This window comes from Tersicoccus sp. Bi-70, assembly GCF_001968825.1.
Lineage (GTDB): Bacteria > Actinomycetota > Actinomycetes > Actinomycetales > Micrococcaceae > Tersicoccus.
Genome location: NZ_MIEU01000010.1, coordinates 358,653 through 381,928, shown reverse-complemented (window position 1 = coordinate 381,928; position 23,276 = coordinate 358,653). Strand labels below are relative to the sequence as shown.

The 23,276-nt window shown below is 71.3% G+C and carries 15 protein-coding genes, 1 tRNA gene and 1 pseudogene; 4 read left to right on the top strand and 13 right to left on the bottom strand.

What is annotated here, in order from left to right:
* Positions 1-162: 162 nt before the first annotated feature.
* Complete coding sequence (locus tag BGP79_RS05740; protein ID WP_076693662.1) at positions 163-669, top strand: transcriptional regulator; 507 nt, start codon at positions 163-165, stop codon at positions 667-669.
* Between the two features lie 21 nt (positions 670-690).
* On the opposite strand, the gene BGP79_RS05735 is transcribed toward BGP79_RS05740, so the two are convergent.
* The 4 genes from BGP79_RS05735 to BGP79_RS05720 all read right to left on the bottom strand — a co-directional run bounded on the left by BGP79_RS05735 (position 691) and on the right by BGP79_RS05720 (position 6,997).
* Positions 691-1,578, bottom strand: coding sequence for a Rieske 2Fe-2S domain-containing protein (locus tag BGP79_RS05735; RefSeq protein WP_076693661.1), 888 nt, complete (start codon positions 1,576-1,578; stop codon positions 691-693).
* A 137-nt stretch (positions 1,579-1,715) separates the two neighbouring features.
* Entirely contained in the window at positions 1,716-2,957 is a 1,242-nt protein-coding gene (locus BGP79_RS05730; protein WP_076693660.1) for a PIG-L family deacetylase, read from the bottom strand.
* A 3-nt stretch (positions 2,958-2,960) separates the two neighbouring features.
* Positions 2,961-4,880, bottom strand: coding sequence for a translational GTPase TypA (gene typA / locus BGP79_RS05725; RefSeq protein ID WP_076693659.1), 1,920 nt, complete (start codon positions 4,878-4,880; stop codon positions 2,961-2,963).
* A gap of 266 nt (positions 4,881-5,146) precedes the next feature.
* Entirely contained in the window at positions 5,147-6,997 is a 1,851-nt protein-coding gene (locus tag BGP79_RS05720) for an ABC transporter ATP-binding protein (protein ID WP_076693658.1), read from the bottom strand.
* A gap of 101 nt (positions 6,998-7,098) precedes the next feature.
* Between BGP79_RS05720 and BGP79_RS05715 the strand changes: the two genes are divergently transcribed.
* The gene (locus tag BGP79_RS05715; RefSeq protein ID WP_076693657.1) at positions 7,099-7,701 is read left to right on the top strand and encodes a PH domain-containing protein; all 603 of its coding nucleotides are present in this window, start codon (positions 7,099-7,101) and stop codon (positions 7,699-7,701) included.
* A 380-nt stretch (positions 7,702-8,081) separates the two neighbouring features.
* Here the strand turns inward: BGP79_RS05715 and BGP79_RS05710 are convergent.
* The 3 genes and pseudogenes from BGP79_RS05710 to BGP79_RS05700 form a co-directional block, all read right to left on the bottom strand.
* Positions 8,082-9,068 (bottom strand): annotated as a pseudogene (locus BGP79_RS05710) (ABC transporter permease); the annotation flags it as partial.
* A 64-nt stretch (positions 9,069-9,132) separates the two neighbouring features.
* Positions 9,133-10,671, bottom strand: a complete 1,539-nt coding sequence (locus BGP79_RS05705) for an ABC transporter permease (RefSeq protein ID WP_076693655.1) — start codon at positions 10,669-10,671, stop codon at positions 9,133-9,135.
* 179 nt (positions 10,672-10,850) lie between these two features.
* Positions 10,851-12,617 carry an ABC transporter family substrate-binding protein gene (locus BGP79_RS05700; protein ID WP_369800160.1) on the bottom strand — a complete coding sequence of 589 codons (1,767 nt, stop codon included), beginning with the start codon at positions 12,615-12,617 and terminating at the stop codon, positions 10,851-10,853.
* Positions 12,618-12,959: 342 nt separating this feature from the next.
* Here BGP79_RS05700 and BGP79_RS05695 point away from each other — a divergent pair, with 342 nt between their 5' ends.
* Positions 12,960-13,253, top strand: a complete 294-nt coding sequence (locus BGP79_RS05695; RefSeq protein ID WP_076693653.1) for a DUF3072 domain-containing protein — start codon at positions 12,960-12,962, stop codon at positions 13,251-13,253.
* A gap of 51 nt (positions 13,254-13,304) precedes the next feature.
* Here the strand turns inward: BGP79_RS05695 and selB are convergent, their stop codons facing one another.
* From selB to BGP79_RS05680, 3 genes are all read right to left on the bottom strand, one after another.
* Positions 13,305-15,143, bottom strand: coding sequence for a selenocysteine-specific translation elongation factor (selB, locus tag BGP79_RS05690; protein ID WP_076693652.1), 1,839 nt, complete (start codon positions 15,141-15,143; stop codon positions 13,305-13,307).
* A gap of 10 nt (positions 15,144-15,153) precedes the next feature.
* Positions 15,154-16,503: an L-seryl-tRNA(Sec) selenium transferase gene (gene selA / locus BGP79_RS05685; RefSeq protein ID WP_076693651.1), complete on the bottom strand. Its 1,350-nt coding sequence runs from the start codon at positions 16,501-16,503 to the stop codon at positions 15,154-15,156.
* 42 nt (positions 16,504-16,545) lie between these two features.
* A tRNA-Sec gene (locus BGP79_RS05680) sits at positions 16,546-16,640 on the bottom strand.
* 38 nt (positions 16,641-16,678) lie between these two features.
* On the opposite strand from BGP79_RS05680, the gene selD reads away from it, so the two are divergent.
* Positions 16,679-17,695, top strand: a complete 1,017-nt coding sequence (gene selD / locus BGP79_RS05675; protein ID WP_076693650.1) for a selenide, water dikinase SelD — start codon at positions 16,679-16,681, stop codon at positions 17,693-17,695.
* A gap of 25 nt (positions 17,696-17,720) precedes the next feature.
* Here selD and nrfD read toward each other — a convergent pair whose 3' ends face one another.
* From nrfD to fdh, 3 genes are read right to left on the bottom strand one after another with little or no spacing between them, the layout of a single operon-like run.
* The gene (gene nrfD / locus BGP79_RS05670) at positions 17,721-18,836 is read right to left on the bottom strand and encodes an NrfD/PsrC family molybdoenzyme membrane anchor subunit (protein ID WP_076693649.1); all 1,116 of its coding nucleotides are present in this window, start codon (positions 18,834-18,836) and stop codon (positions 17,721-17,723) included.
* Complete coding sequence (locus tag BGP79_RS05665) at positions 18,833-19,885, bottom strand: 4Fe-4S dicluster domain-containing protein (RefSeq protein WP_076693648.1); 1,053 nt, start codon at positions 19,883-19,885, stop codon at positions 18,833-18,835. Before BGP79_RS05665 ends, nrfD begins: the two co-directional genes overlap by 4 nt.
* Positions 19,885-23,211 (bottom strand): formate dehydrogenase, encoded by a 3,327-nt coding sequence (gene fdh, locus BGP79_RS05660; protein WP_233121171.1) that lies wholly within the window; start codon positions 23,209-23,211, stop codon positions 19,885-19,887. Before fdh ends, BGP79_RS05665 begins: the two co-directional genes overlap by 1 nt.
* Positions 23,212-23,276 lie beyond the last annotated feature (65 nt).

Here is a 23,276-nt window from a genome sequence, read left to right as displayed (position 1 = left end):
GTGGTACCGTTCCGACCGCGCCGGGGTTGCCGGGCGGACCGCCGATGGAGCGGGCCGGAGACGGGCCCGCGGGCTCCGGCGTCGCACCCTGGTTCTCGGACGTCATCCCGACAGCATCACTCAGTGATTGGCATTCGTCAATCACTACGGCATGCTGGCCTGATGCACGCGAAGGACACCGACCACGACGCCCTCGCGCGTGGACGCGCCCTCAGCTCTCCCCTGCGCCTGCGCATCCTGCGGTACTGCCTGCACGAGGCCCGGACCAACAAGGAGATCGCCGGGCGCTTCGACCTCAATCCCGCCACCAGCCTGCACCACGTGCGGACGCTGGCGGAGGCAGGTCTCCTGGCCGCGGAGCCCGAGCGGCGCGGCACCCGCGGGGCGCGTGAGGTGCCGTATCTGGCCACTCGGCTGTCCTGGCGCACCCCGCTGCCGCCGGGCACCACCCTGGTGGACGCGTTCCTCGCCGACCTGGAGGGCGTCGCCCCCGATCAGTTGCAGACGGTCCGGCTCGGGATCAAGCTCGACGACGCGCACCGGCGCGAGATGCTCGAGAAGATCGAGGCGGTCCTCGAGGAGTACGCGGCGATGCCCGCCGACGAGGACGGCGAGCCGACGTCGATCTTCTTCGCCCACCACCCGGACCTGACGGCCCGGGACCGCTGAGGACGGCCGCTGAGGAACCGGTCAGCCGGCGCCGGGCAGGCTGACCTCGAGTCGGCCGTCGACCACGCGGGTGTCGAAGCGGGGCTGCGGGGCGGTCGCCGGACCGTTGAGCACGGCACCGGTCCGCAGTGAGAACGTCGACCCGTGCCACGGGCAGCTGACGCAGGGGCCCTCGCCCGGCGTCCCGGTCGTCAGCTCACCCTCGTGCAGCGGCCCGGACAAGTGGCTGCACGCGTCCGCGAGGACGAACACGGCGTCCGAGGACTCCTGGCGCAGCACGACGACGGGCACGTCGCCCACCGTGCGACGCGCGAGCGTGCCCGTCGGTAACTCCTCGACCGGGCCGAGCGAGTGCCAGCCCGGCTCGACGCGGTGCGGGACGTCCTCCGTGTGGTTGGCGCCGGAGGCCTGCCGGAAGGACATGTGGCCACCGAGGTAGCCGCCCAGACCGGCGATCGAGAGCCCGGCGAAGGAGAGGGCCTTGCCCAGCCCGTGCCGGCCGGCGCGGCGCGCCAGCCAGGAGACCGAGTAGAGCCCGATGGCGGTGAAGTTGGCGCCCGCGTGGACGAGACCGACCCGCATCTGCTGCTCGTGCAGGTCCCCGTAGTCGGCATAGCCGGCGGCGACGGCGGGGACGGAGGCGATGACGCCGGCCCCGACCAGCCGCCGCGACGCGTCCTCCGCGCCGGGCACGAGGTCCAGGAAGGCCGCGGAGAACCAGGCGCCGAGCGGCAGCTGGACCAGGACGGGGTGCAGCGGGTGGCCCTGCGGTACCCCGTGCAGGATGTCGCGCAGCCACTGCGGCTGGATCAGGGTGTGGGAGAGCTTCTGTTCGATGGCGACGGCGGAGTCGAGCCAGGTGGCGTCCTCGAGGGCGTCAACGGCGGCGACGGGGGCGAGGGTCTTCATGCGGCCTCCTCGGTGCGTGAACCCTCATTGTGCCGCGCACCACCCCTCGAGCGAAACCCGTCAGTGGGCTGATGATCGCCTCGGACAGCGCCGGACGGGCCCGGGACCGCGCCCGAGGATCTGGCGGAACCCGCAGGTCAGAGTGCCGGAGACCGCCGCGGGGCGTGGGATGCGCGCAGGCCACGGGCGGTCAGCAGGACGGCCACCACGGTCGCCACCCCCGCGCCGTACAGCCAGAGCAGACCCGCCAGGGCCACGCCGGTGGGCTGCGCGGTCTGGGTGACGATGAGCGGCACCTCGCCCGTGCTGGCCAGCAACCAGTTCGCGGTGAAGGCGATGGCCCCGGTGACGGCGGCCGCCCACAGGGTGCGCGTCCACATCCCCACCGCGGTCGCGGCGGCGGCGCAGAACACGATCGCGAGCGCCGCACCCCACGGCAGTGGGGTGGCGCCGGCGTAGCCGACATGACCGTGCAGGGTCGTGCCGAGCCAGCACACGAGCAGGCCGACGACGAGGGCGGCGAGCACGGCCCGCAGCCAGCCGCCCCGCCGGGCCGGGGCCGGTGACGACGTCGTCTCCACGGCCCGGAAGCGCTCGACCGGGTCGATGTCCCGCCAGATGCCGTTCGAGAGCGCGAACCGGCCGCCCTCGACCACCGTCTGGGTGCCGTGCGCGGCGATCGCCGCGCGCTTGCCCTCGGCGTCGCCGAGCACCTCGATCAGCCGGCCCGTGGAGGAACCGGCGTCGCTGGCCGTGACCCACAGCCGGGCGGGCAGCTCGCCGCGGACCTGCTCGAGCGCGGCCAGGGTGACCTGGTGCGCGCGGATGTGGTCGGGGTGGCCGTAGCCGCCGTCGTCGTCGTACGTGACCACGACGTCGGGCCGGACCACCCGCAGCAGGGCCGCGACGTCCGCGGCGGCCTGCTCCAGCGGCTGCTGGGAGAAGCTGTCGGCCGAGACCTGCGGGGCAGGCTGTGCGCGGCCGTCCTCGCCCCAGCTCATGCCGGAGTCGCGGTACCGGCGCGTCGGGTCGCCCGGCGTGAGCGCCGGGGCGGTGCCGAGCAGGAAACCGCTGTGGACGCCGAGCACGCGGGTGGCCGACGCCAGCTCCGTCAGCCGCACCGCGGCGAGCTCGGTACCGTCGTCGACGCTCTCGGGCAGCCCGACCTGCAGGTGCCGCAGGTCGGCGGGGATCACCTCCCCGAGTTCACCGCGGGTGCAGGTGAGCAGGAGGACCCGGTGTCCGGCGGCGGCCAGGGCCGCCATCGTCCCGCCCGTCGCGATCGACTCGTCGTCGGGATGGGCGTGGACGAACAGGACGGTCGCCGGCGCCTCGACGCCCGCGAGCAGGTCGGCGAGACCCGCCGGCTCCTCCCGCACGGGTCAGGCCCGGGCCCGGGCCCGGTGGGCCTTCATGCGCTCGTTGGCGTCGAGGATCACCTTGCGGATGCGGATGGACTCCGGCGTCACCTCGACGCACTCGTCCTCGCGGGCGAACTCGAGGGACTCCTCGAGCGTCAGGGTGCGCGGCGGGGTGAGGTTCTCGAAGGAGTCCGAGGAGGCCGCCCGCATGTTGGTGAGCTTCTTCTCCTTCGTGATGTTCACGTCCATGTCGTCGGCGCGGGAGTTCTCCCCGACGATCATGCCCTCGTAGACCTCCGAGGTCGGCTGGACGAAGAAGGAGCCGCGCTCCTGCAGGTTGATCATGGCGAACGGGGTCACGACGCCGGCCCGGTCCGCGATCATCGAGCCGTTGGTGCGGTACTCGATGTCGCCGGCCCAGTGCTCGTAGCCCTCGGCGTAGGAGGAGGCGATGCCGGCACCGCGCGTGTCGGTGAGGAACCGGGTGCGGAAGCCGATCAGGCCGCGGGCCGGGACGATGAACTCCATCCGGACCCAGCCGGTGCCGTGGTTGGCCATGTTGGTCATCCGGCCCTTGCGAGCGGCCATCAGCTGGGTGACGGCGCCGAGGTACTCCTCGGGCACGTCGATGATCATGTGCTCCATCGGCTCGTGGACCTTGCCGTCGACGATGCGCGTGACGACCTGCGGCTTGCCGACGGTCAGCTCGAAGCCCTCGCGGCGCATCTGCTCGACGAGGATGGCCAGGGCCAGCTCACCGCGGCCCTGCACCTCCCAGGCGTCCGGGCGCTCGGTCGGGAGGACCTTGAGGGAGACGTTGCCGACGAGTTCCTTGTCCAGGCGGTCCTTGACCTGCCGGGCCGTCACCTTCGCGCCCTTGACCTTGCCGGCCAGCGGCGAGGTGTTGATGCCGATGGTCATGGAGATCGCCGGGTCGTCGACCGTGATCAGCGGCAGCGGCCGCGGGTTCTCCAGGTCGGTCAGCGTCTCACCGATGGTGATGTCCTCGATGCCGGCGACGGCGACGATCTCGCCCGGGCCGGCGGAGTCGGCGGAGACCCGCTCGAGCGCCTTGGTGGCGAGCAGCTCGGTGATCTTGACGGTCTTCAGCTCGCCGGTGTGGCGGGCCCAGGCGACCTGCTGACCCTTGCGCAGGGTGCCGTTGAAGATGCGCAGCAGGGCGAGCCGGCCGAGGAACGGCGAGGCGTCGAGGTTGGTCACGTGCGCCTGCAGCGGGGCCTCGGGGTCGTAGGACGGCGCCGGGATGTGCTTGACGATGGTCGAGAACAGCGGCTCGAGGTTGTCGTTCTCCGGGGCGCTGCCGTTGGCCGGCTGCTCGAGGGAGGCGGCGCCGACCTTCGCGGCGGCGTAGACGACGGGCACGTCGAGGATGGCGTCCAGGTCCAGGTCCGGCACCTCGTCGGCGAGGTCGGAGGCCAGGCCGAGCAGCAGGTCCATGGACTCGCTGACGACCTCGGGGATGCGGGCGTCGGGCCGGTCGGTCTTGTTCACGACCAGGATGACGGGCAGCTTCGCGGCGAGCGCCTTGCGGAGCACGAAGCGGGTCTGCGGCAGCGGGCCCTCGGAGGCGTCGACGAGCAGGACGACGCCGTCGACCATGGACAGGCCGCGCTCGACCTCGCCGCCGAAGTCGGCGTGGCCCGGGGTGTCGATCACGTTGATGGTGATGTTCTCGCCCTCGGCCGCGGGGCCGTTGTAGAACACCGTGGTGTTCTTGGCGAGGATGGTGATCCCCTTCTCCTTCTCCAGGTCTCCGGAGTCCATGACCCGGTCGGCCACCTCTCCGTGCGTGGAGAAGGCACCGGTCTGCCGGAGCATGGCGTCCACCAGGGTCGTCTTGCCGTGGTCGACGTGCGCGACGATGGCGACGTTGCGCAGATCCTCACGGACGGCCCGAGTAGTGGTGGCGGTGTCAGACATGCGGGATGACTCGATTCGGTGAGAGGTCGTGTCCACGGTGCTGAGCCGTGGGCAGGAAAGTGCGGGAGCCGGGCGGTGCCCGGGCGCGGGCGTGGCCGCGCGTGGAACGTGGGCGGCACCGAGAGGGCGCCGACAGACCATTCTAGACCCGCGGGCCGCTTCCGCGCCGTGGTCGTCGTCACGCCCCGGCCACCCCTGACCACCGACGACGACGGCGCCCGCCCCCGGGACCGGGGACGGGCGCCGTCGTGGCGGTCGGGCGGGGCCTACTCCTCGGTGGCGCCGGCGGCGAGCAGCTGGGCGCGCACTTCGCGCCGCTCGCGCTGCTTGTCCGGGTCCGGCAGCGGCACCGCGGCCAGCAGGCGCTGCGTGTAGGCCTGCTGCGGGTTGCGCAGGATCTCGTCCCGGGTGCCCTGCTCCACGATGCTGCCGTGGTTCATCACGACGATGCGGTCGGCGAGCAGGTCCACCACCGCGAGGTCGTGGGTGACGAAGAGGCACGCGAAGCCCAGCTCGCGCTGCAGCTCCTGGAACAGCTCGAGCACGCGCGCCTGCACGGACACGTCGAGGGCCGACGTCGGCTCGTCCGCCACCATCAGTGCCGGCTTCAGGGCGAGCGCCCGGGCGATGCCGACGCGCTGCTTCTGGCCGCCCGAGAGCTCGTGCGGGTACCGGTTGCGGTAGGCGCGGGGAAGCTGGACCTGGTCCAGCAGCCCCTCGATCCGCTTCTGCAGCTCCGACCCCTTGGCCTCCCCGGCGAGGAACAGGGGCTCGCCGATGCTCTCACCGATGGGCAGGCGCGGGTTCAGGGACGAGGACGGGTCCTGGAAGACCATGCCGACCTTGTTCCGCAGCACCTTCAGCTGCTTGCGGTCCGCCTTCGAGATGTCCTCGCCGACCACCGAGAGGCTGCCCGCGACGATGGGCAGCAGGCCCACCGACGCACGACCGATCGTCGTCTTGCCCGACCCCGACTCCCCCACCAGCCCGACGACCTGGCCGGGGTAGATGGTCAGGTTGGCGTCGGTCACAGCGCGGAACGCCGGCACACGCCCCTGCTTCGGGTACTCGATGGCCACCCCCCGCAGCTCGAGCACCGGCTGGACGCCCTGCAGACGCTCCGCCTCGGCCTGGGCGATCCGCTCGGCCTCGGCCAGCGCCCGCTGGTTCTCCTGCTCTCGCGCGGCCAGTTCGGCGGTGTCGATGTCGATCTCCGCCTCGCTGATGACGTCGGCGGACGCGGCCAGCGCGGCCACCAGGTCGATCTCCTCCTCGCCGGCGGTGCCCAGGTGCGGCACCGACGCCAGCAGGGACTGCGTGTACGGGTGCTGCGGGTCGTGGAAGATCTGGCCCGCGGTGCCCGCCTCGACCGTCCGGCCGTCCTTCATCACGAGGATGCGGTCCGCCAGGTCGGCAACCACGCCCATGTCGTGGGTGATGAGGACGATGCCGGAGTCCAGCTTGTCCTTCAGGTTGCGCATCAGGTCGAGGATCTCGGCCTGCACGGTCACGTCGAGCGCCGTGGTGGGCTCGTCGGCGATCAGCAGCTTCGGGTCGCAGGACAGGGACTGCGCGATCATGGCACGCTGCCGCTGCCCGCCCGAGAGCTGGTGCGGGTAGGAGTTGAACGCCTTCTGCGGGTCCGGCATCTCGACCAGTTCGAGCATCTCGAGCGCGCGGGCAGCCGCCTGCTTCGGTGAGACCTCGTTGTGCAGGCGGACCGTCTCCACGATCTGGTTGCCGACCGTGTAGACCGGGTTCAGCGCCGTCATGGGTTCCTGGAAGATGACCGCGATCTCGGATCCGCGCACCTGCCGCAGGGCGTGCCGGGACGCGTTGAGCAGCTCACGGCCCGCCAGGTTCACGCTGCCGCGCACGACGGCGTTGACGGGCAGCAGGTCGAGCAGGGCCATCGCCGTCGTCGATTTGCCGGAACCGGACTCACCGACGATCGCGAGCACCTCGCCGCGCGCCAGGTCGAAGTTCGAGCCGATCACGGCCGGGACGAGCTTCTTCTCGACGCCGAAGCTGATGTTCAGGTCGCGGACGGACAGCAGGGCGTCGCCGCGGCGTCCGCCGCCGGACGGGGCTGTGCTGGGCTGCGCTGCGTGACTCATCGGTGGTTCCCTTCTCGAGTCGTGGGCGACGACGTGCGCCGCTCCACGTGATCCGCGAGCCCCGGGTGGGAGGCGGCGGCGGATCCTGAAACGATGGGCAGATGACGACCTTCACGGCCGGCACCAGCCGGTGGATGGCGATCGGGTGCTGGACTGTCGCCGCCCTGATGATTCTGGCCGCGGCGACGAGCGGTGACGCCTCGGTCGGGGTGAAACTGGCGATCATCGGCCTCGACGTGGCCGCGCTGGGCTGGGCTGCACTGTGGCGCCCCTCCGTCGGCATCGACGACGAGCGGGTGCTCGTGCGCAACGTGTTCCGCACCGAGAGTGTGCCCTGGGCCGCACTGATCGACGTCGACACCAAGTACGCGCTGACGCTCGTCACCCCGCACCGCCGGGTCACGGCGCTGGCCGCCCCCGCGCCCGGCCGGCACGCCGTCATGTGGGCGAACCGGCAGGACGTGACCGGCCTGCCCGAGCGCACCTACGATTCCGTGCGCTCGATCCGGCCCGGTGACCTGACGCAGTCGCACTCCGGCGCGGCCGCCCTGCTGGTGCGCCGCCACTGGGAGCGGCTGGCCGAGGACCAGCGCATCGACCTCGGCGCGGCGGACGCCACCGCGATCGGCACCCGCTGGCACCCCGTCACGATCGTGGCCGCCGTCGTGCTCGCGGTCGCGACCGTGGTGGCGTTCTGCTTCTGAGCCGGTGACGGCCACGGGCGTGGTCATCGCCCGTCGCGGCGGAAGAAGCCCCGCCGGCGCGGCTCGGTGGCCCCACCGGGACCGGTGCCCCGCGCGTCGTCGTCGAGCTCGAGCCGGGAGTTCTGACCGCCCTCGGCCGGCGTGCCGTGGTAGAGCGTGGAGGAGCGTTCGTCGGGGGTGACGACGCCCGGCTCGGCCAGGGTCTGCGCCTCGCGGGCGGTGCGCTCGTCCTCGTCGGCCTCCCGCTCGCTGCGGGAGATCGCGGACAGTGACCGGTCCTCGTCGGCGGCGTCCTTGACGACCTCGTTGACCGCGGCGCGGCTGCCGGTCGCGTACTGGCCGAACGAGCCGGTCGAGGACTGGCCGCTGAGCATCATCGCCGCGCTCAGGCGCTTGATCGACCGCAGCGAGAACTTCTTCTGCCGCGGGTCGAACGCGTCGCGCAGACCGTCGCCGATGAAGTTGATGCAGAGGCAGATGACGACGATGAACAGGCCCGGCCACCAGAACAGCCACGGCCGCGTGCTGAACGCCGCCTGGTTCTGGCTGATCAGGGAGCCCAGCGAGATGTCTGGCGCGCGGACGCCCAGGCCGAGGTAGCTCAGCGCCGTCTCGGTCAGGATCGCCGCACTCATCAGCAGGGTCAGGTTGACCGTGATGACGCCGACCGTGTTCGGCAGGATGTGCTTGAAGATGATCCGGGCGTTCGAGGCACCCGCGATCCGCGCGGCGTCGACGAACTCCCGCTCCCGCAGGGACAGGAACTCGGCGCGCACGAGGCGTCCGAGCAGCATCCAGGTGACCAGGCCGAGGAAGATGCCGAGGACGAGCACGCCGTTCTGGCCGCCGGCCCGGCCGACGATCGCCGCGGCGATCAGGGTGGGGATGACGATGAAGACGTCGGTCAGGCGCATCAGGATCGCTTCGATCCAGCCCCGGAAGAAGCCGGCGAGGGAGCCGACGATGATGCCGATCACGCCGGCGAGGATGCCGATCGTGAACATGATGAACAGCGAGATCTGCGTGCCGCGCATCGTCATGGCGAACAGGTCACGGCCGACGCGGTCCTGACCGAACGGGTGGTCGCCGAAGTCGAAGGGCAGCTTCCAGGTCGGCGAGCCGCCGTTGACCAGCGGCGGGGTGTCGCCGAAACCGTAGTGCCACCAGCCCGGGATGGGGCCGATGCCCTGCGACGTGATCGACAGCAGCAGGATGATCAGGAAGACGATGATCGAGGCGACCGCTGCGGTGTGGCCGAGGAACTTCTTGGCGACGATCCGGCCCTGGCTCAGCCCCTTGGTCGCCTCCTCGGCGGGGGCCGGCTTCTCGGTGCGCTCCGGTGGAGTCTGCGTCTCGGTGCGGCTCATGAGGACTTCCTTGCGTTCGTGGCCTGCGGCGTGCTCGGGGCCCACTCCGGGTGGGCGGTGCTGATCACGTCAGCCTCACGCGGGGATCGAGCAGCGAGTAGGCGATGTCGGCCAGCAGGTTGAACACCACGGTGGTGATGCCGACGACGAGGAACACCGCCATCACCGGGTTCGGGTCGCTGTGCGAGATGCCGTCGATGAACAGCGTGCCCATGCCTTTGAAGGAGAACACGTTCTCGGTGATCACGGCGCCGCCGATCAGGCCGCCGAGGTCCGCGGCGACCACGGTCGCCAGCGGGATGAGGGCGTTGCGGAACGCGTGCCGGACGACGACCGTGCGCTCGTTGACGCCCTTGGCCCGTGCGGTGCGGACGTAGTCCTGGTTCATCACCTCGAGCATCGAGGCCCGGGAGAACCGGGTGTACGACGCGAGGGAGATGAGGATCAGGGCGATGGTCGGCAGCAGCAGGTGCGTGTACTTGTCCAGGCCGGTGAACCAGAAGTCGCCGTTGAGGTTCGGGGTCTCCGAGCCGATCGTGGAGATCGGGCGGCCGTGCACGAGCGGCGAGTTGTAGTACGCGGGCCAGGACTGCATGAACCGGTCCAGCAGGATCAGACCGGACGTGACGAACGCGGTCAGGACCGCGGCCCGCATGTTCTGCGCCCGGTCGTAGCCGCCGGAGAACCAGCCGGCGGCCAGCCCCACGAGGATGCCCACGACGCCGAGCATGATCACGGTCGGCAGGTTGCCGTTCGCGTTCAGGATCGGCTGCACCACGAAGTAGGAGATGGCGCCCACGGCGGCGGTGATCAGCGAGGCGACCAGCGCCCGCCGGTTCCGCAGCCCCGCGATCAGCGCGGTGAATCCGACGGCCAGACCGAAGGCGCACAGCGTGATCATCACGGGGCCGATACCGGGCGCCGCGAACCAGTCGGTGGCCACGAGCACGGCGAGGATGCCGATCGTCACGGCGGTCGCGATGACGAAGGTGATGAGCCGCCGCTTCCACGTGCCGGGGATGATCAACACCCAGACCAGCCCCATCAACACGCCGATCACGATCATCGTCGTGATCGAGATGCTCGGTTTCGCCAGGAAGTTGTTGAACCCGATGGCGCCGAACTCCTTGAGCAGGACGGCCACCCAGAACACGGGGAGGGAGAAGAAGAGGAAGGCGACGAAGGTGACGGCGTAGTCCAGGCCGCTGTACTGCCGCAGCGCGGTGACGATGCCGACGGTGACGCCGATGACGATCGCGAGGACGAAGGCGATGGTGACGAACTGGATGGTGTTGCCCGCGGCGACCCCGAGCAGGTCGCTGACGTTCTGGCCCTTGATGTTCGAGCCGAGGTCGCAGGAGCCGGGCACCACGCACTTGACGGCGCCGCCGAGCCAGAGGAAGTACCGCAGCAGGGGCGGCACGTCGAGCTGCAGCTGCTGCCGGATGGCATTCATCTGCGCTTCTTTGGTGGGGCTGTTGGAGGCGCGGATCTCGGCGAGGGGATCCCCGCCGAAGTAGGCCATCAGCAGATAGACGAGGAAGGACGCGCCGAGCAGGATGAGCACGGCGGCGAGCAGGCGCCGAAGGATGTAGGCAGACATGGGGACCTTTTGGGTCGGACCGGTGCGAGCACCGGGGGGCGTGTGACGAGGGTGGCCGGGCGTCGAGCGCCACGGTCGGGTTCGGGGAGAACGCGGGAGGCACCAGGACCGTTGCTGGCCCTGGTGCCTCTCGCGATCAGACCCTGGACGGGTCGAAGACCGTCACCGGGAGTACCGGGTCAGGACTTGACGGCCCAGTCCCAGACGTCCCACCAGACGCCGTACTGGTTCGGCTGGTAGTTCACGCCACCGGTGACCCGGCTGCTGAACGCCTCGACGCCGACGCTCTGGAAGAGCGGCAGTCCGTACTTGCTGTCCCAGATGTACTTGTCGATCTGCTGCTGCAGCTCGATCTGCTTCGCGGTGTCCGTGGTCTGGATCAGCTCGGTCATCAGCTTGTCCGCGTCCTTGTTGGAGAACTTGCTGAAGTTGGAGCCCTGACCGCTGCCGAACAGCTGCGGGACGCCGGAGACGCCCACACCCGGGTTGGTCCAGCCGAAGATCGTCACGTCGTACGTGCCGTCGCCCAGCTTGCTGGACCACTCGTTGGCGGCGGCGCCGTTGTTGACCACCTTGAAGCCGGCCTCGGTGGCGGACTTGGCGATCAGCGTGTAGGCGTCGACACGGTTCGGGTTGTCCTTGTTGTACATGATCCGCACCGTCGGGGTCTTGCCCGCGAGCAGCTTCTTGGCGCCGTCGATGTCGACGTCCTGGAAGTTCTGCGAGCCGTTCTCCTGAGCGGACTTCGCGTAGCCCTCCTGGGCCGGGACGAAGATCTGCGAGTCGAGGATCTTGGCGTCCGGCTTCTGCTTGGTGATGATCGCGTCGAGGATCGCCTTGCGCGGGATCGTCTTCATGAACGCCTCGCGGATGGCGGGGTCCTTGAACGAGCCGTACTGGTTGATGTCGACGTGGTCGTACGCCAGCTGGTCGCCCTTCTGCACCTGGGCATCCGGGATGGCCTGCAGCGCCTCGAGCGTGTCGGCGGAGGACTGCGGGGCCGCGATGTCGACCTCGCCGTTCTTCAGCGCCTGGATCTGCGCCTGGGTGTCACCGATGGTCCGCATCACGATGGTGTCGACCTTCGGCATGTTGCCCCAGGTGTAGTCCGGGTTCTTCTTCAGCGTCACCGACTCGTTGTTGGTGATCGCGCTGACGATGAACGGACCGTTCGAGAGGTACAGCGAGGGATCGGACGGCAGCGTCGTCGAGTCGAAGCCCTTGTTGTAGAAGTCGGCCGCCTTCTTCAGCGTCGCGTTCGGGGAGGCCGGCTTGTCGACATTGCCCTTGGGCAGCGGCTTCATCAGGTCGGACAGCGCCTTTGCGTCCGTCAGACCGGCCTTCTTGGCGACGACGTGCGCCGGGACCTCGGGAGCGTTGAACGCGATCTCCCAGTCGGCGTACGGCTGGTCGTACTTGATGGTGAAGGACTTGCGGTCCTCCGTGACCTCGGGGAACGTCGTCTTGTTCAGGCCCGACGTCGTACCCGCGTAGCTGAAGTACTGGCTGCCCTTGGTGACCTTGCCGCTGTCGTCGGTGGTCGCGTCGTCGTAGTAGCCCGAGTACACGGCCCACGCGAGGACGAAGTCATCGGCGGTGACCGGGGTCCCGTCGGACCACTTCACGCCGTCGTTGATCGTGTACTTGATCGTCAGCGGGCTGTCCGAGGTCTTCTCGTACTTCCCGAACTTGTCGTTCTTGACGACCTTCAGGTCCTTGTCGATGTAGTTGAAGCCGGAGTGCGTCGCCAGCCAGATCTTGCCGTTGACGTCGGAGTTTCCGGTCGCCGTCGACTGGTTGAACGAGCTGAATCCGTTCACCTCGGCGACGGTGATCTGCCCTCCGCCGGAGCTACTGGCGCCTGACGTGGCGTTGTTGTTGCTGCCGCCGCCGGTGTTGCCACCGCAGGCGCTGAGTGCGAGCGCTGCGATGGCAGCCGCCCCCACGATTTTGGAAATACGCGTGACACGCATTCCGCCTCCTCATGGAAATTTTCTGAGTGACCCGCAACACACTGCCCGGGCTGCGGACACACTACCGTACCGATCGGTAAGTGGCGTGTCTCACATGTTGTCCCAGACTAGTGGGCGTTTGTTTCGCGGATGCTTCCGGGTCCGGATCGAGCGTGCGTCGTTATGAACTTGTGACCTCGGGTTCATCCGTCGACGTCGCACGCTGTCGCAGGTCACGCCGTCGATGAGCCGGTCCACGCCCCGGCTGACAGCCCTCGTCCCCCGCCCGTCCGGTGGCCCGCCGGACTGTCGGAGGACGGGGCTACGCTGACCCGCATGAGCGAACAGACGAATCAGCCCGACCAGAACGACAACACCGAAACCGGCACCGACACCGGTGAGGACCGTCCGACCATCGGCGCCAGCACGCCGCAGGCGAACACCACCGAGAAGGATCCCGAGCAGTGGGTCACCGGCGACGAGCCGATGACCGGCGCACAGCGCAGCTACCTCGACACGCTCGCCCGCGAGGCCGGCGAGGAGCTGCCGGCGGACCTGACCAAGGCGCAGGCGTCCGAGCACATCGACCGGCTGCAGAGCAAGACGGGTCGCGGCGACTCCGGCAACTGACCCGCACCCCGCGGACGCGGCACGGACCGACGCTGCACGGACGGTCGCTGCCTACCGCACCACGGTGCGGTGCCCGGCGTCGAGACGGCGTGTCCAGCCACGCTCGTCGAGGTGCTCGAGCAGGGGGATCACGACGCGTCGTGTGGTGCCGAGCGCCTGACGGGCGTCGCTCGTCGTGAACGGCTGCGCGAGACCGGCCAGCGTCCGCATGGCCAGCGCCGGCGCCGACGGCAGCAGCACGATGCCATCCCGCAGACGAATGATCCGCCCGGCGCGTTCGGCGGCGGCCAGGTCCCTGACGGACAGGCCGAGGGCGGTCAGGTCGTGGGCCTCCGGGGCCTGGAAGGGGCGAGCGGCCAGCCGTGCGGCGAGTCGCGCGACGGCGGCCTCGGCGGCGCCCAGGTCGCCGCGGCTGCCGGGAAGCCGGATCCGGCCGGCCTCCTGTTCGAGGCCGGCCGCCACGACCACCGGGTCCAGTGGGACGCCGGCGGGCAGCGCGAGCAGGTCCCGGGCGGCGCCGTGCGTCAGACCGCCGGCGAGCGGGTCGGTCCCGTGGTGGGCGGTGACGGCGGCGCGCAGGCGCTGCTGCCAGCCGGCGAGCACCGGGCCGTGGACCCACCACTCCCCCAGTGCCACCACACCGGCCGGCGGATCCTCGTCCGCCGAGGGGATCACCCCGAGCCGGTGCAGGTGCGACACGGTCACGGCGCCGCGGGCCGCGACCTCGTCGAGCGGATCACCGCCCGGCGTCATCGCGGCCAGTCGCGCCGCCCACCGCGCACTGTCGCCCCGGCGACGGAACTCCGGCGGGTCCGCGTCCAGCAGCAGGACACCGCCGAGCACCCGGTGCGCGCCCGGATCCCGCAGCACCATCCGGTCCCCCGGCACCAGCGGGAGGGCACGGCTCAGCGCGAGCCACGCGTGGTCGTCGTCGAAGGACCGCAGCCGGGCGGAGACGGCGGCACTGCCGACGTGCACCACCACCTGGTCCGGCGCCTCGCCGAGGGGCACGCCGCTCGTCCGCCGCACGCCGACGGTGGCCGCGATCGGCCAGGCGCCCGGCGTCACCAACGCGTCCCCGCGCCCCACGTCGGCCGGGGTCACACCACGCAGGTTGAGCGCCACCCGGCTCACCGGGCGCACGGCCTCCCGCGGCTCGTCGCGGCTCTGCAGCCCGCGCACCTGGACGGCGGCCGTGCCGTCGGCCCGGAGGAGGTCGAGCCGGTCCCCCACGGCGAGTGTCCCGGAGGGCAGGGTGCCGGTGACGACGGTGCCCGCCCCCGTGATGGAGAACGCCCGGTCCACCCACAGGCGCAGCCGGCCGGTCGTCACCGGTGCCGGGGTGGTGGCGAGCACCGCGTCGAGGGCGGCGCGCAGCTCGTCCAGTCCGGTGCCGTCCACCGCGCTGACCACGACGGCGGGAGCGTCCCGCAGGCCCGTCCCGGCCAGCTCGGCCCGCGCCTGGCTCAGCGTCGCGAACACGCGCTCGGGGGCGCGATCGGCCCGCGTGAGCACGAGGACCCCCCGGTCGATGCCGAGGGCCGCCACCGCGTCGCGGTGATCGCTGGACTGGGCCTGCCAGCCCTCGTCGGCGGCGACCACGAACAGCACCACCGGCGTGGGACCGATCCCGGCCAGCATGTTGCCGAGAAAGCGCTCGTGCCCGGGGACGTCGACGAAGGCGATCTCCCGCCCCGACGGCAGCTCCGTCCACGCGAAGCCGAGATCGATGGTCAGCCCGCGCCGGCGTTCCTCCTCCCACCGGTCCGGTTCCATGCCGGTGAGCGCGCGCACGAGCGTGCTCTTGCCGTGGTCGACGTGGCCGGCGGTCGCGATCACCGCCGTGGTCGGGCCCGATCCGCCGTGCGGGGTGGCCGGAGGTGTCGTCATGCGATCGGCGTCATCGGTCCGCACCGGGCAGGGCCGCATCGGGCAGGGTCGCACCGGGCAGCGTCGCGAGCGCCGCGCGCACCGCGTCGAGCAGCCGCCCGTCGTCCGCCTCCGGGATGCACCGCAGGTCGAGCAGGCACGCGCCGTCGTGCACGCGGGGCAGCACGGCGGGGCGGCCGGTGCGCAGGGCCACGGCGGCCGCCTCGTCCAGGCGCACCGCCCAGCCGGGCAGGGGCACGCCCGGGGCGCCCCCGCCGCCCACCCGGCCGTCGTGCGGGACGACCAGGGCGCCGAGCGCGGCGGCGATCTGCTCGGTGCGGGCGCGCAGGCGGGCGGGATCGGCATGACGGTACCGGGTGACCGGGGCCTCGCCTCCGGCGACGGTGGCCTCGAGCGCGGCGAGCGTCAGCTTGTCGGCGCGGACGGCACGGGCCAACGGGTGCCGGGACAGCCGGGTGATCAGGTCGGCCGTGCCCAGCAGCAGCCCGGCCTGGGGGCCACCGAGCAGCTTGTCCCCGCTGGCGGTCACGAGGTCCGCACCCGCGGCCAGGGTGGTGGCGGCGTCCGGTTCGTCGGGCAGCGCCGGGTCCGGGCGCAGCAGTCCACTGCCGATGTCGGCGACCAGCGGCACCCCGCGCTCGGCGGCGAGAGCCGCCAGTTCGTCCAGCGGTGTGCCGGCCGTGAATCCCTCGACGCGGAAGTTGCTCGGGTGCACCTTGAGGATGCAGCCGGTGTCGGGGCCGACGGCGTCGGCGTAATCGCGCAGGTGGGTGCGGTTGGTGGTGCCGACCTCGCGCAGCCGGGCGCCGGTGGAGGCGATCAGGTCGGGCAGCCGGAACCCGGCGCCGATCTCGACCAGCTCCCCGCGGCTGATCACCACCTCCCGCCCGGCGGCGAGCGCGGTGGTCGCCAGAACGAGGGCCGCGGCGCCGTTGTTGACGACGAGGGCGTCCTCGGCGCCCGGGCACGCGGCGAGCAGGGCCGCACGGACGCCGGCGCCGCGGCGGGAGCGGACCCCGGTGGTCAGATCGAGCTCGACGTCGACGTAGCCGGTGGCGGCCAGCACCGCGTCGACTGCAGCAGGACCGAGCGGGGCTCGGCCCAGGTTGGTGTGCACGACGACGCCGGTGGCGTTGAGCACGGGCTGCAGGCGGGCCGCCGTGCGAGACCGGACCGCGGCCTCGACCGTCTCTGCCACCTGGTCGGGGGCGAGCTCGCCGCGCCGGGCACGATCCTGCACCTCGCGGACGAGGCCGAGCAGCACCGTCTCGCTCAGCCGGTCACGCGCCGCGTCGACCGCGGGCAGGGCCAGCAGCCGGTCGGTGCGCGGGATCAGGCGGCGGGGATCGGTCTGCTCCACCGGTGCTCCTGACCCGCGTGCTGCTCGCCGCGCTGTTGTGGTTGGCGGAGGCGGACGGGAATCGAACCCGCCAGACCGAGATGCTCGGTCTCACCGGTTTTGAAGACCGGGGGGCCCACCAGGACCCGGACGCCTCCGGGATCAACCCTAGTCAATCCGGGACTACGCTCGGGACATGAGCTCCTCCCCCGCCTCCTCCTCCGTCCGGGAGCAGCCGGCCGTCCGTCTGACCGGCTACGCCCACGGTGGCGGCTGCGCGTGCAAGATCCCGCCGGGCGAGCTCGAGGAGGCCGTCCGCGGGTTGACCGGGCAGAGCGGCGAGAACGTCCTCGTGGGCCTGGACGACGGCGACGACGCCGCGGCGGTGCTGGTCCGGGAGGGCCTGGCCGTGCTCTCGACGGCCGACTTCTTCACCCCGGTGGTGGACGACGCCTACGACTGGGGCCGGATCGCCGCGGCGAACGCCCTCTCGGACGTCTACGCGATGGGCGGCCGACCGGTGGTCGCGATCAACCTGGTCGGGTGGCCGCGGGACGTGCTCCCCCTCTCCCTGATGACCGAGGTGCTCCAGGGCGGTCTCGCGGTCGCCGCCGAGGCGGGGTGCCCCGTGATCGGGGGGCACTCGATCGACGACCCGGAACCGAAGTACGGCATGGCCGTGACGGGGGTGGCCGACCCGGACCGCCTGTTGCGCAACGACGCCGCCGTGGCGGGCCTGCCGCTGACGCTGACCAAACCGATCGGCGTCGGGCTGCTGAACAATCGCCACAAGCGCACCGGCGAGGTGTTCGACGCCGCGCTCGCCACCATGATCGCGCTCAATCGCGACGCCTCGGAGGCGGCTCTGGCAGCCGGCGTCCGCGCGGCGACCGACGTCACCGGCTTCGGGCTGCTCGGTCATCTGCACAAGATGATGCGGGCCTCCGGGGTCGGCGCGGTGATCGACGCCGCGGCCGTTCCGGTGGTCGAGGGCGCGCGGGAGGCGCTGCGGGACGGGTTCGTCTCCGGGGGCACCCAGCGCAACCTCGACTGGGTGCGTCCGCACGTGCGGAGCGCCGCCGGCATCGACGAGGACGAGCTGCTCCTGCTCGCCGACGCCCAGACCTCCGGCGGCCTGCTGGTCGTCGGAGAGCTGCCCGGGCATCCCGTCATCGGACACACCGTCCCCGGCGCGGGCATCGAGGTGCGCTGAGCCGCCCCTCAGTAGGTGTCGAGCGTCAGCCGACGGTCGTGATCGCGTCGTCGGTGATGCCGGCCGCACGGCGGGCCGCGAGCCGCCGCTTCTGCGGCTCGATCGTGTAGCGCGGGTCCTTGGCCGACGCGATGCCGGCGTGCAGGGTCGCGAACCGGGTCAGCGCCGAGGCGGTCAGCAGAGCGGTGCCCGTCAGCACGGCCACCGTGCGGCTGCGACCGGCCAGCAGCGTGCCCGCCACTCCGGCGAGGACCAGGCGTTCGCTCCAGTCGAGCATGACGCCGGGTGCACCCTGCTGCAGCGGTTCGGCCGCGACCGGGTCCATCCGCGCCTTCATGGTCCGCACCGAGGCGATGTCTCCGGCGATGCCGAGCAGCGCGAAGATCCGGGCCGGGCCGGCCTCGGCGACCGGCGTGGTGATCATCGCGAGCCCACCCGAGGCGAGGGCCGCCGAACTGACGAAGACGAAGGGCAGCTCGTGCCGCGCGTCGTTCCACGTCGGAGTCGCGGTGTCGGCCAGCAGGACGGCGGTGTAGGCCGCGAGCGGGCCGGCGAACACGGCGGCCTCGACGCCGGCCGGAGCCTCGACGGCACGCAGCACGCGCCGCAGCGGGCCGAGCGGCAGGCGGGACCCGGTCATCCGGTCCACCTCCGAGGCGGCGGCGACGCCGATGCCCGCCCCGAAGGCGCTGAGGATCCACGAGCCGACGCTCATCGGCGAGGTCACCTTGAAGGTGCGCAGCATGTTGAGGAAGCGTTCGGGGCGCCCGAGATCGCGCACGAGCGCGACGCCGCCGACCACGACGGCGCCGAGCGCCCCCAGACGGGCGTTGCGGCGCAGGGCGTCCCGGCCGGTCAGCTGGCCACCGAGGGCCAGCAGCCCTGAGCCGCCGGCGACCCCGCCGAGGAACAGGTAGGCGGCGACGTCGTCGCCCCAGGGCGCGGGCTTGACCACCGGCCGGCCGTAGTACGAGGTGAACTCGGCCTCCGGCACCATCGACATCTCGCGGTTGCCCTCGGACCCGCCGCGCCGTCCGGCACCGTCACGCGGCTGCCGGTCCGCCGGACGATCCCCGCCACGCCGGCGACGACCGCGGGCGGGCTCAGGCGGCCGGTAGCTGTCATAGACGGACGTGCTCATCGGCGGCCTCCCAGGAACGCCACGGCGGTGGCGGCGAGCATGCCGACCACGGCCACACCGGCCCGCTTGTACATCTGCGGCAGATCGGCGGTGGGCACCCGCGGGTCCGGCGGCAGGCCGTAGACCTCGGGCTCGTCGAGCAGGAGGAAGACGGACCCGGTACCGCCGACCCCGTCGAGTTCGTTGGCGCCGTAGAGGCGCGCCTCGGTGCGACCCTCGGCGTGCAGCTGGGCCACCCGGGCCCGCGCCGTCTCGACCATGTCGTCGTGATCGCCGTACTTGATCGATGTCGTCGGGCACGCCTGCGCGCAGGCCGGTGTCTGGTCGTCGACCATCCGGTCGTAGCACAGGGTGCACTTCTGGGCGACGCCGCCCTTGGGCTTCTCCCCCGGCGTGGCGACCCGCGTCGCCTTCTTCCCGACCCGCTTCTTCAGCTCCTCCGGGGGCCCGCTGCGGTCCCCGGCCACGAGGACGGTGCCGTCCTCACGCCGTTCGATCACGCCGAACGGGCATCCGGCCACGCACGTGCCGCAGCCGTTGCAGACGTCGTCCTGGACCACCACGGTGCCGTACTCGGTGCGGAACAGTGCGCCGGTGGGGCACACGTCCAGGCAGCCGGCGTGCGTGCAGTGCTTGCAGACGTCCGAGGACATCAGCCAGCGGAACTGATCGGTGTTCGGCGGGGCGGTCTCGCTCGTGGTCGCCATCGACGGCGTCGAGGGGGTCGACGCCGGCGGTCCCAGCCGCGGCATGCCGAGGGACACCAGGGCGCGCCCCGACTCCCGGGCCTTCTCGATCTGCTCGGTGCCCTGTTCGACGAACGCCACGTGGCGCCACGTGCTCGCGCCGAGCCCGCCCGTGTTGTCGTAGGACTGGCCGGTCAGCTCGAGCTTGCCGTCCTGCGGATTGTGGTTCCACTCCTTGCACGCGACCTCGCAGGCCTTGCAGCCGATGCAGATCGAGGTGTCCGTGAAGAAACCTCGGCGGTCGTGCACGTGGTCCCAGTGAGCATCGACGGCGGGATTCGTCGGTCCGGCCAGCTGACCCATCAGTGCTCCTTCGTCGCGTCGTCGCCGGTGTCGAGCGCCCGGGCCAACCGAGCGGCGGGCGGCGAGAGCCGCTCGCTGCCGGTCGCCGAGGTGACCCCGGCCCGGACGCGGTACTCGTCCACCAGCGCCAGCAGTTCCGGCCCGCGAGGCCGTCGTCCCGGCCGGATGTCGCAGGTCGAGACCTTCGAGTCCTGGATCTGCGTGTTCGCGTCCAGGGTGATGCCGAGCAGGTCGTTGGCCCCGTCGCCCTCCACCACGGCACCGGTGCCACCGGTCCCCCAGTGATACGGCAGGCCGATCTGGTGCACGGTGTGGTCGCTGATCCGCAGCGGCTTCATCCGGTCGGTGACGAGCACCTTGGCCTCGATCGCGGCGCGCGGGGAGACGATCGTCGCCCAGCCGCCGTTCTCCAGGCCGCGCTCCTCGGCGAGCTCCGGGGAGACCTCGCAGAACATCTCGGGCTGCAGTTCCGACAGGTACGGCAGCCAGCGGCTCATGCCTCCGGCCGTGTGGTGCTCGGTCAGCCGGTAGGTGGTGAAGACGAACGGGTACACGGCGGCGCCCGGCTCGTCCCCGCTGGGGGCGCTCATGTTCTCCGGCCGGTCGAAGATCACCCGGGACGGATCCCGCTGCTGCGGGTACAGCGCGTTGACGACCGGGGACTCCTGCGGCTCATAGTGGGTCGGCAACGGGCCGTCGAGCATGCCCTTGGGCGCGAACAACCAGCCCTTCCCGTCGGCTTGCATGATGAACGGGTCATCACCGGAGAGCGCCTCGGGACCCCCGACCTCGGGGTCCGGACGGCTGTCCGGCGCGAGGTCCGGCGGGAAGTCCGGGACGTCGTCGCCGGTCCACTTGCCCTGCTCCTCGTCCCACCAGACGTACCGCTTGCGCTCGCTCCACGGCTTGCCGTCCGGATCCGCGGAGGCACGGTTGTACAGCACGCGGCGGTTCGCCGGCCACGCCCAGCCCCAGTCCAGGGCCGCGGGACCCTGCTCGCGTCCGGGCTTGCGGTTGGCGGCGTGGTTGACCCCGTCCGCGTACACGCCGGTGTAGATCCAGCATCCGCCGTCGGTCGAGCCGTCGGCCTTCATCTCGGTGTAGGCGGACAACGGCTTGCCGGCGTCCGGACCGGTCAGGTGCCGGCCGTTGATCTCGGCGAGCACCGCTTCCGGATCGACCTCGCCCTGGTCGTCCTTCGGGTAGTCCCAGGTCAGGTCCAACAGGGGCCGATCCCGCTCGTCGGTGGAGTTCGCGAGGCGCTCCCGCAGCCGCTGACCGAGCTCGTGGAAGAACTCGAGCTCGCTCTGGCAGTCGCCGGGCGGGCTGACGGCGCGGTGCCGCCACTGGAGCAGGCGCTGGGTCTGTGTGAACGAGCCGGCCTTCTCGACGTGGCTCGCAGCGGGCAGGAAGAACACCTCGGTCTCGATGTCCTCGGTGCGCAGCTCGCCGGTCGCGATCTCCGGGCCGTCCTTCCACCAGGTGGCGGACTCGATCAGGCTCAGGTCCCGGACGACCAGCCACTTCAGGTGCGACATCGCCATCCGCTGCATGCGCCCGTTGGAGGAGCCCACCGCCGGGTTCTGGCCGAGGATAAAGTACCCGTCGACCTTGTCGTCCAGCATGGCCGTCAGCGTCTGGAAGGTGCCGTGCGCCCCGGTCAGTCGCGGCAGGTAGTCGAACGCCCAGTTGTTCTCGGCCGTCGCCGCGTCGCCCCACCACGCCTTGAGCAGGCTGATGGTGTAGGCGTCCGCGTTCCCCCAGAAGCCCTTCTGCTTCTTGGTGAAGATGGCCGAGAGGTAGTCCTCGAACGTGTCGTGCGTGCCGGCGCTCGGCATGGGCAGATAACCCGGCAGCAGGTTGAACAGCGTCGGGATGTCCGTGGAGCCCTGGATGCTCGCGTGGCCGCGCAGCGCCATGATGCCGCCACCGGGACGACCGATGTTGCCGAGCAGCAGCTGCAGGATCGCCGCCGTGCGGATGTACTGCGCCCCCGTCCCGTGCTGGGTCCAGCCGACGGCGTAGGCGAAGCAGGTGGTCCGGTCGCGGTTCGAGTTCTCGGTGATGGCCTTCGCCAGGTACGCGAAGTCCTCCGTCGAGATGCCGCACAGCTGCTGCACCATCTCGGGCGTGTACCGGGCGTAGTGCCGCTTGAGGATCTGGAACACCGTGAACGGGTTCTCCAGGGTGTCGTCGCGGATCGCGTCGGTCGCGTCGAGCGGCGGACCGCCGCTGCCGTGCTCGTCGCCGGCGGCACGCGCGGACGCCTTCGACCCGTGCGAGTCACCGGCGCCGCCATCGCCGTCACCGTCCCCGTCGGCGTATGCCCACGTGGTGGTGTCGTAGTGACCGGTTTCCGGGTCGATCCCGGAGAACAGACCGCCGAGGTCCTCGGCGTCGCGGTAGTCGCTGTTCACGACCGTCGCGGCGTTGGTGTACGCGAGCACGTACTCCTTGAACCAGAGGTCGTTGGTGAGCACGTGGTTGATCAGGGCGCCAAGCAGGACGATGTCCGAGCCCGCGCGGATCGGCACGTGCTTGTCAGCGACCGCCGAGGTCCGGGTGAAGCGCGGGTCGACGTGGATGACCTTCGCGCCGCGCGCCTTGGCCTCGGCGACCCACTGGAACCCGACGGGATGGCACTCGGCCATGTTGGATCCCTGGATCACGATGCAGTCGGCGTTGGCCATGTCCTGCAGACTCTGCGTGGCACCGCCACGTCCGAACGAGGTTCCCAGACTGGGAACCGTGGAAGAGTGTCAAATACGGGCCTGGTTCTCGACCTGGATGGCTCCGGCCGCGGTGAAGAGCTTCTTGATCAGGTAGTTCTCTTCGTTGTCCAGCGTCGCGCCGCCGAGGGACGCGATGCCCATGGTGCGGCGGACCTGCCGGCCCTGGTCGTCGGTGTCCTGCCAGCCCTTGCGGCGGGCCTCGAGGAACCGGTCCGTGATCATGTCGACCGCGGTGGCCAGGTCCAGGTTCTGCCACTCCGTGGCCCGCGGCGCGCGGTAGAGGACCGTCGTCTGCCGACCGATCGAGTTGACGAGCTGCTCGCTCGCCGAGCCCTTGGGGCAGAGCCGGCCGCGCGAGATCGGCGAATCCGGATCGCCCTCGATCTGGACGACCTTCTCGTCCTTGACGAAGACGCGTTGGCCGCACCCGACGGCGCAGTACGGGCACACGCTCTGCACCACCCGGTCGGCGGTGGTCGTGCGGGATTTAAGACTCTCCGTGCGGGGGGACGTCACCGCCGGGCCACGCCCGAGCCAGTCGCCGGATGCCAACTGCCGGGCCGCCGGCCACCCCAGGAACTTGCGCGTCGCCATGCAGCGAGGCTAGCCCATGTCAGGCCGGGATAGCGAGTCGATCGTCAGCAGACTTGTGATCGTGT

Coding starts and splice junctions, on each gene's coding strand:
- BGP79_RS05735 (WP_076693661.1), bottom strand. CDS start 1,578: ATGAAGACCCTCGCCCCCGTCGCCGCCGTTGACGCCCTCGAGGACGCC.
- BGP79_RS05665 (WP_076693648.1), bottom strand. CDS start 19,885: ATGGGTCAGCTGGCCGGACCGACGAATCCCGCCGTCGATGCTCACTGG.
- nrfD (WP_076693649.1), bottom strand. CDS start 18,836: ATGAGCACGTCCGTCTATGACAGCTACCGGCCGCCTGAGCCCGCCCGC.
- BGP79_RS05740 (WP_076693662.1), top strand. CDS start 163: ATGCACGCGAAGGACACCGACCACGACGCCCTCGCGCGTGGACGCGCC.
- BGP79_RS05720 (WP_076693658.1), bottom strand. CDS start 6,997: ATGAGTCACGCAGCGCAGCCCAGCACAGCCCCGTCCGGCGGCGGACGC.
- selD (WP_076693650.1), top strand. CDS start 16,679: ATGAGCTCCTCCCCCGCCTCCTCCTCCGTCCGGGAGCAGCCGGCCGTC.
- BGP79_RS05705 (WP_076693655.1), bottom strand. CDS start 10,671: ATGTCTGCCTACATCCTTCGGCGCCTGCTCGCCGCCGTGCTCATCCTG.
- typA (WP_076693659.1), bottom strand. CDS start 4,880: ATGTCTGACACCGCCACCACTACTCGGGCCGTCCGTGAGGATCTGCGC.
- BGP79_RS05695 (WP_076693653.1), top strand. CDS start 12,960: ATGAGCGAACAGACGAATCAGCCCGACCAGAACGACAACACCGAAACC.
- BGP79_RS05715 (WP_076693657.1), top strand. CDS start 7,099: ATGACGACCTTCACGGCCGGCACCAGCCGGTGGATGGCGATCGGGTGC.
- selB (WP_076693652.1), bottom strand. CDS start 15,143: ATGACGACACCTCCGGCCACCCCGCACGGCGGATCGGGCCCGACCACG.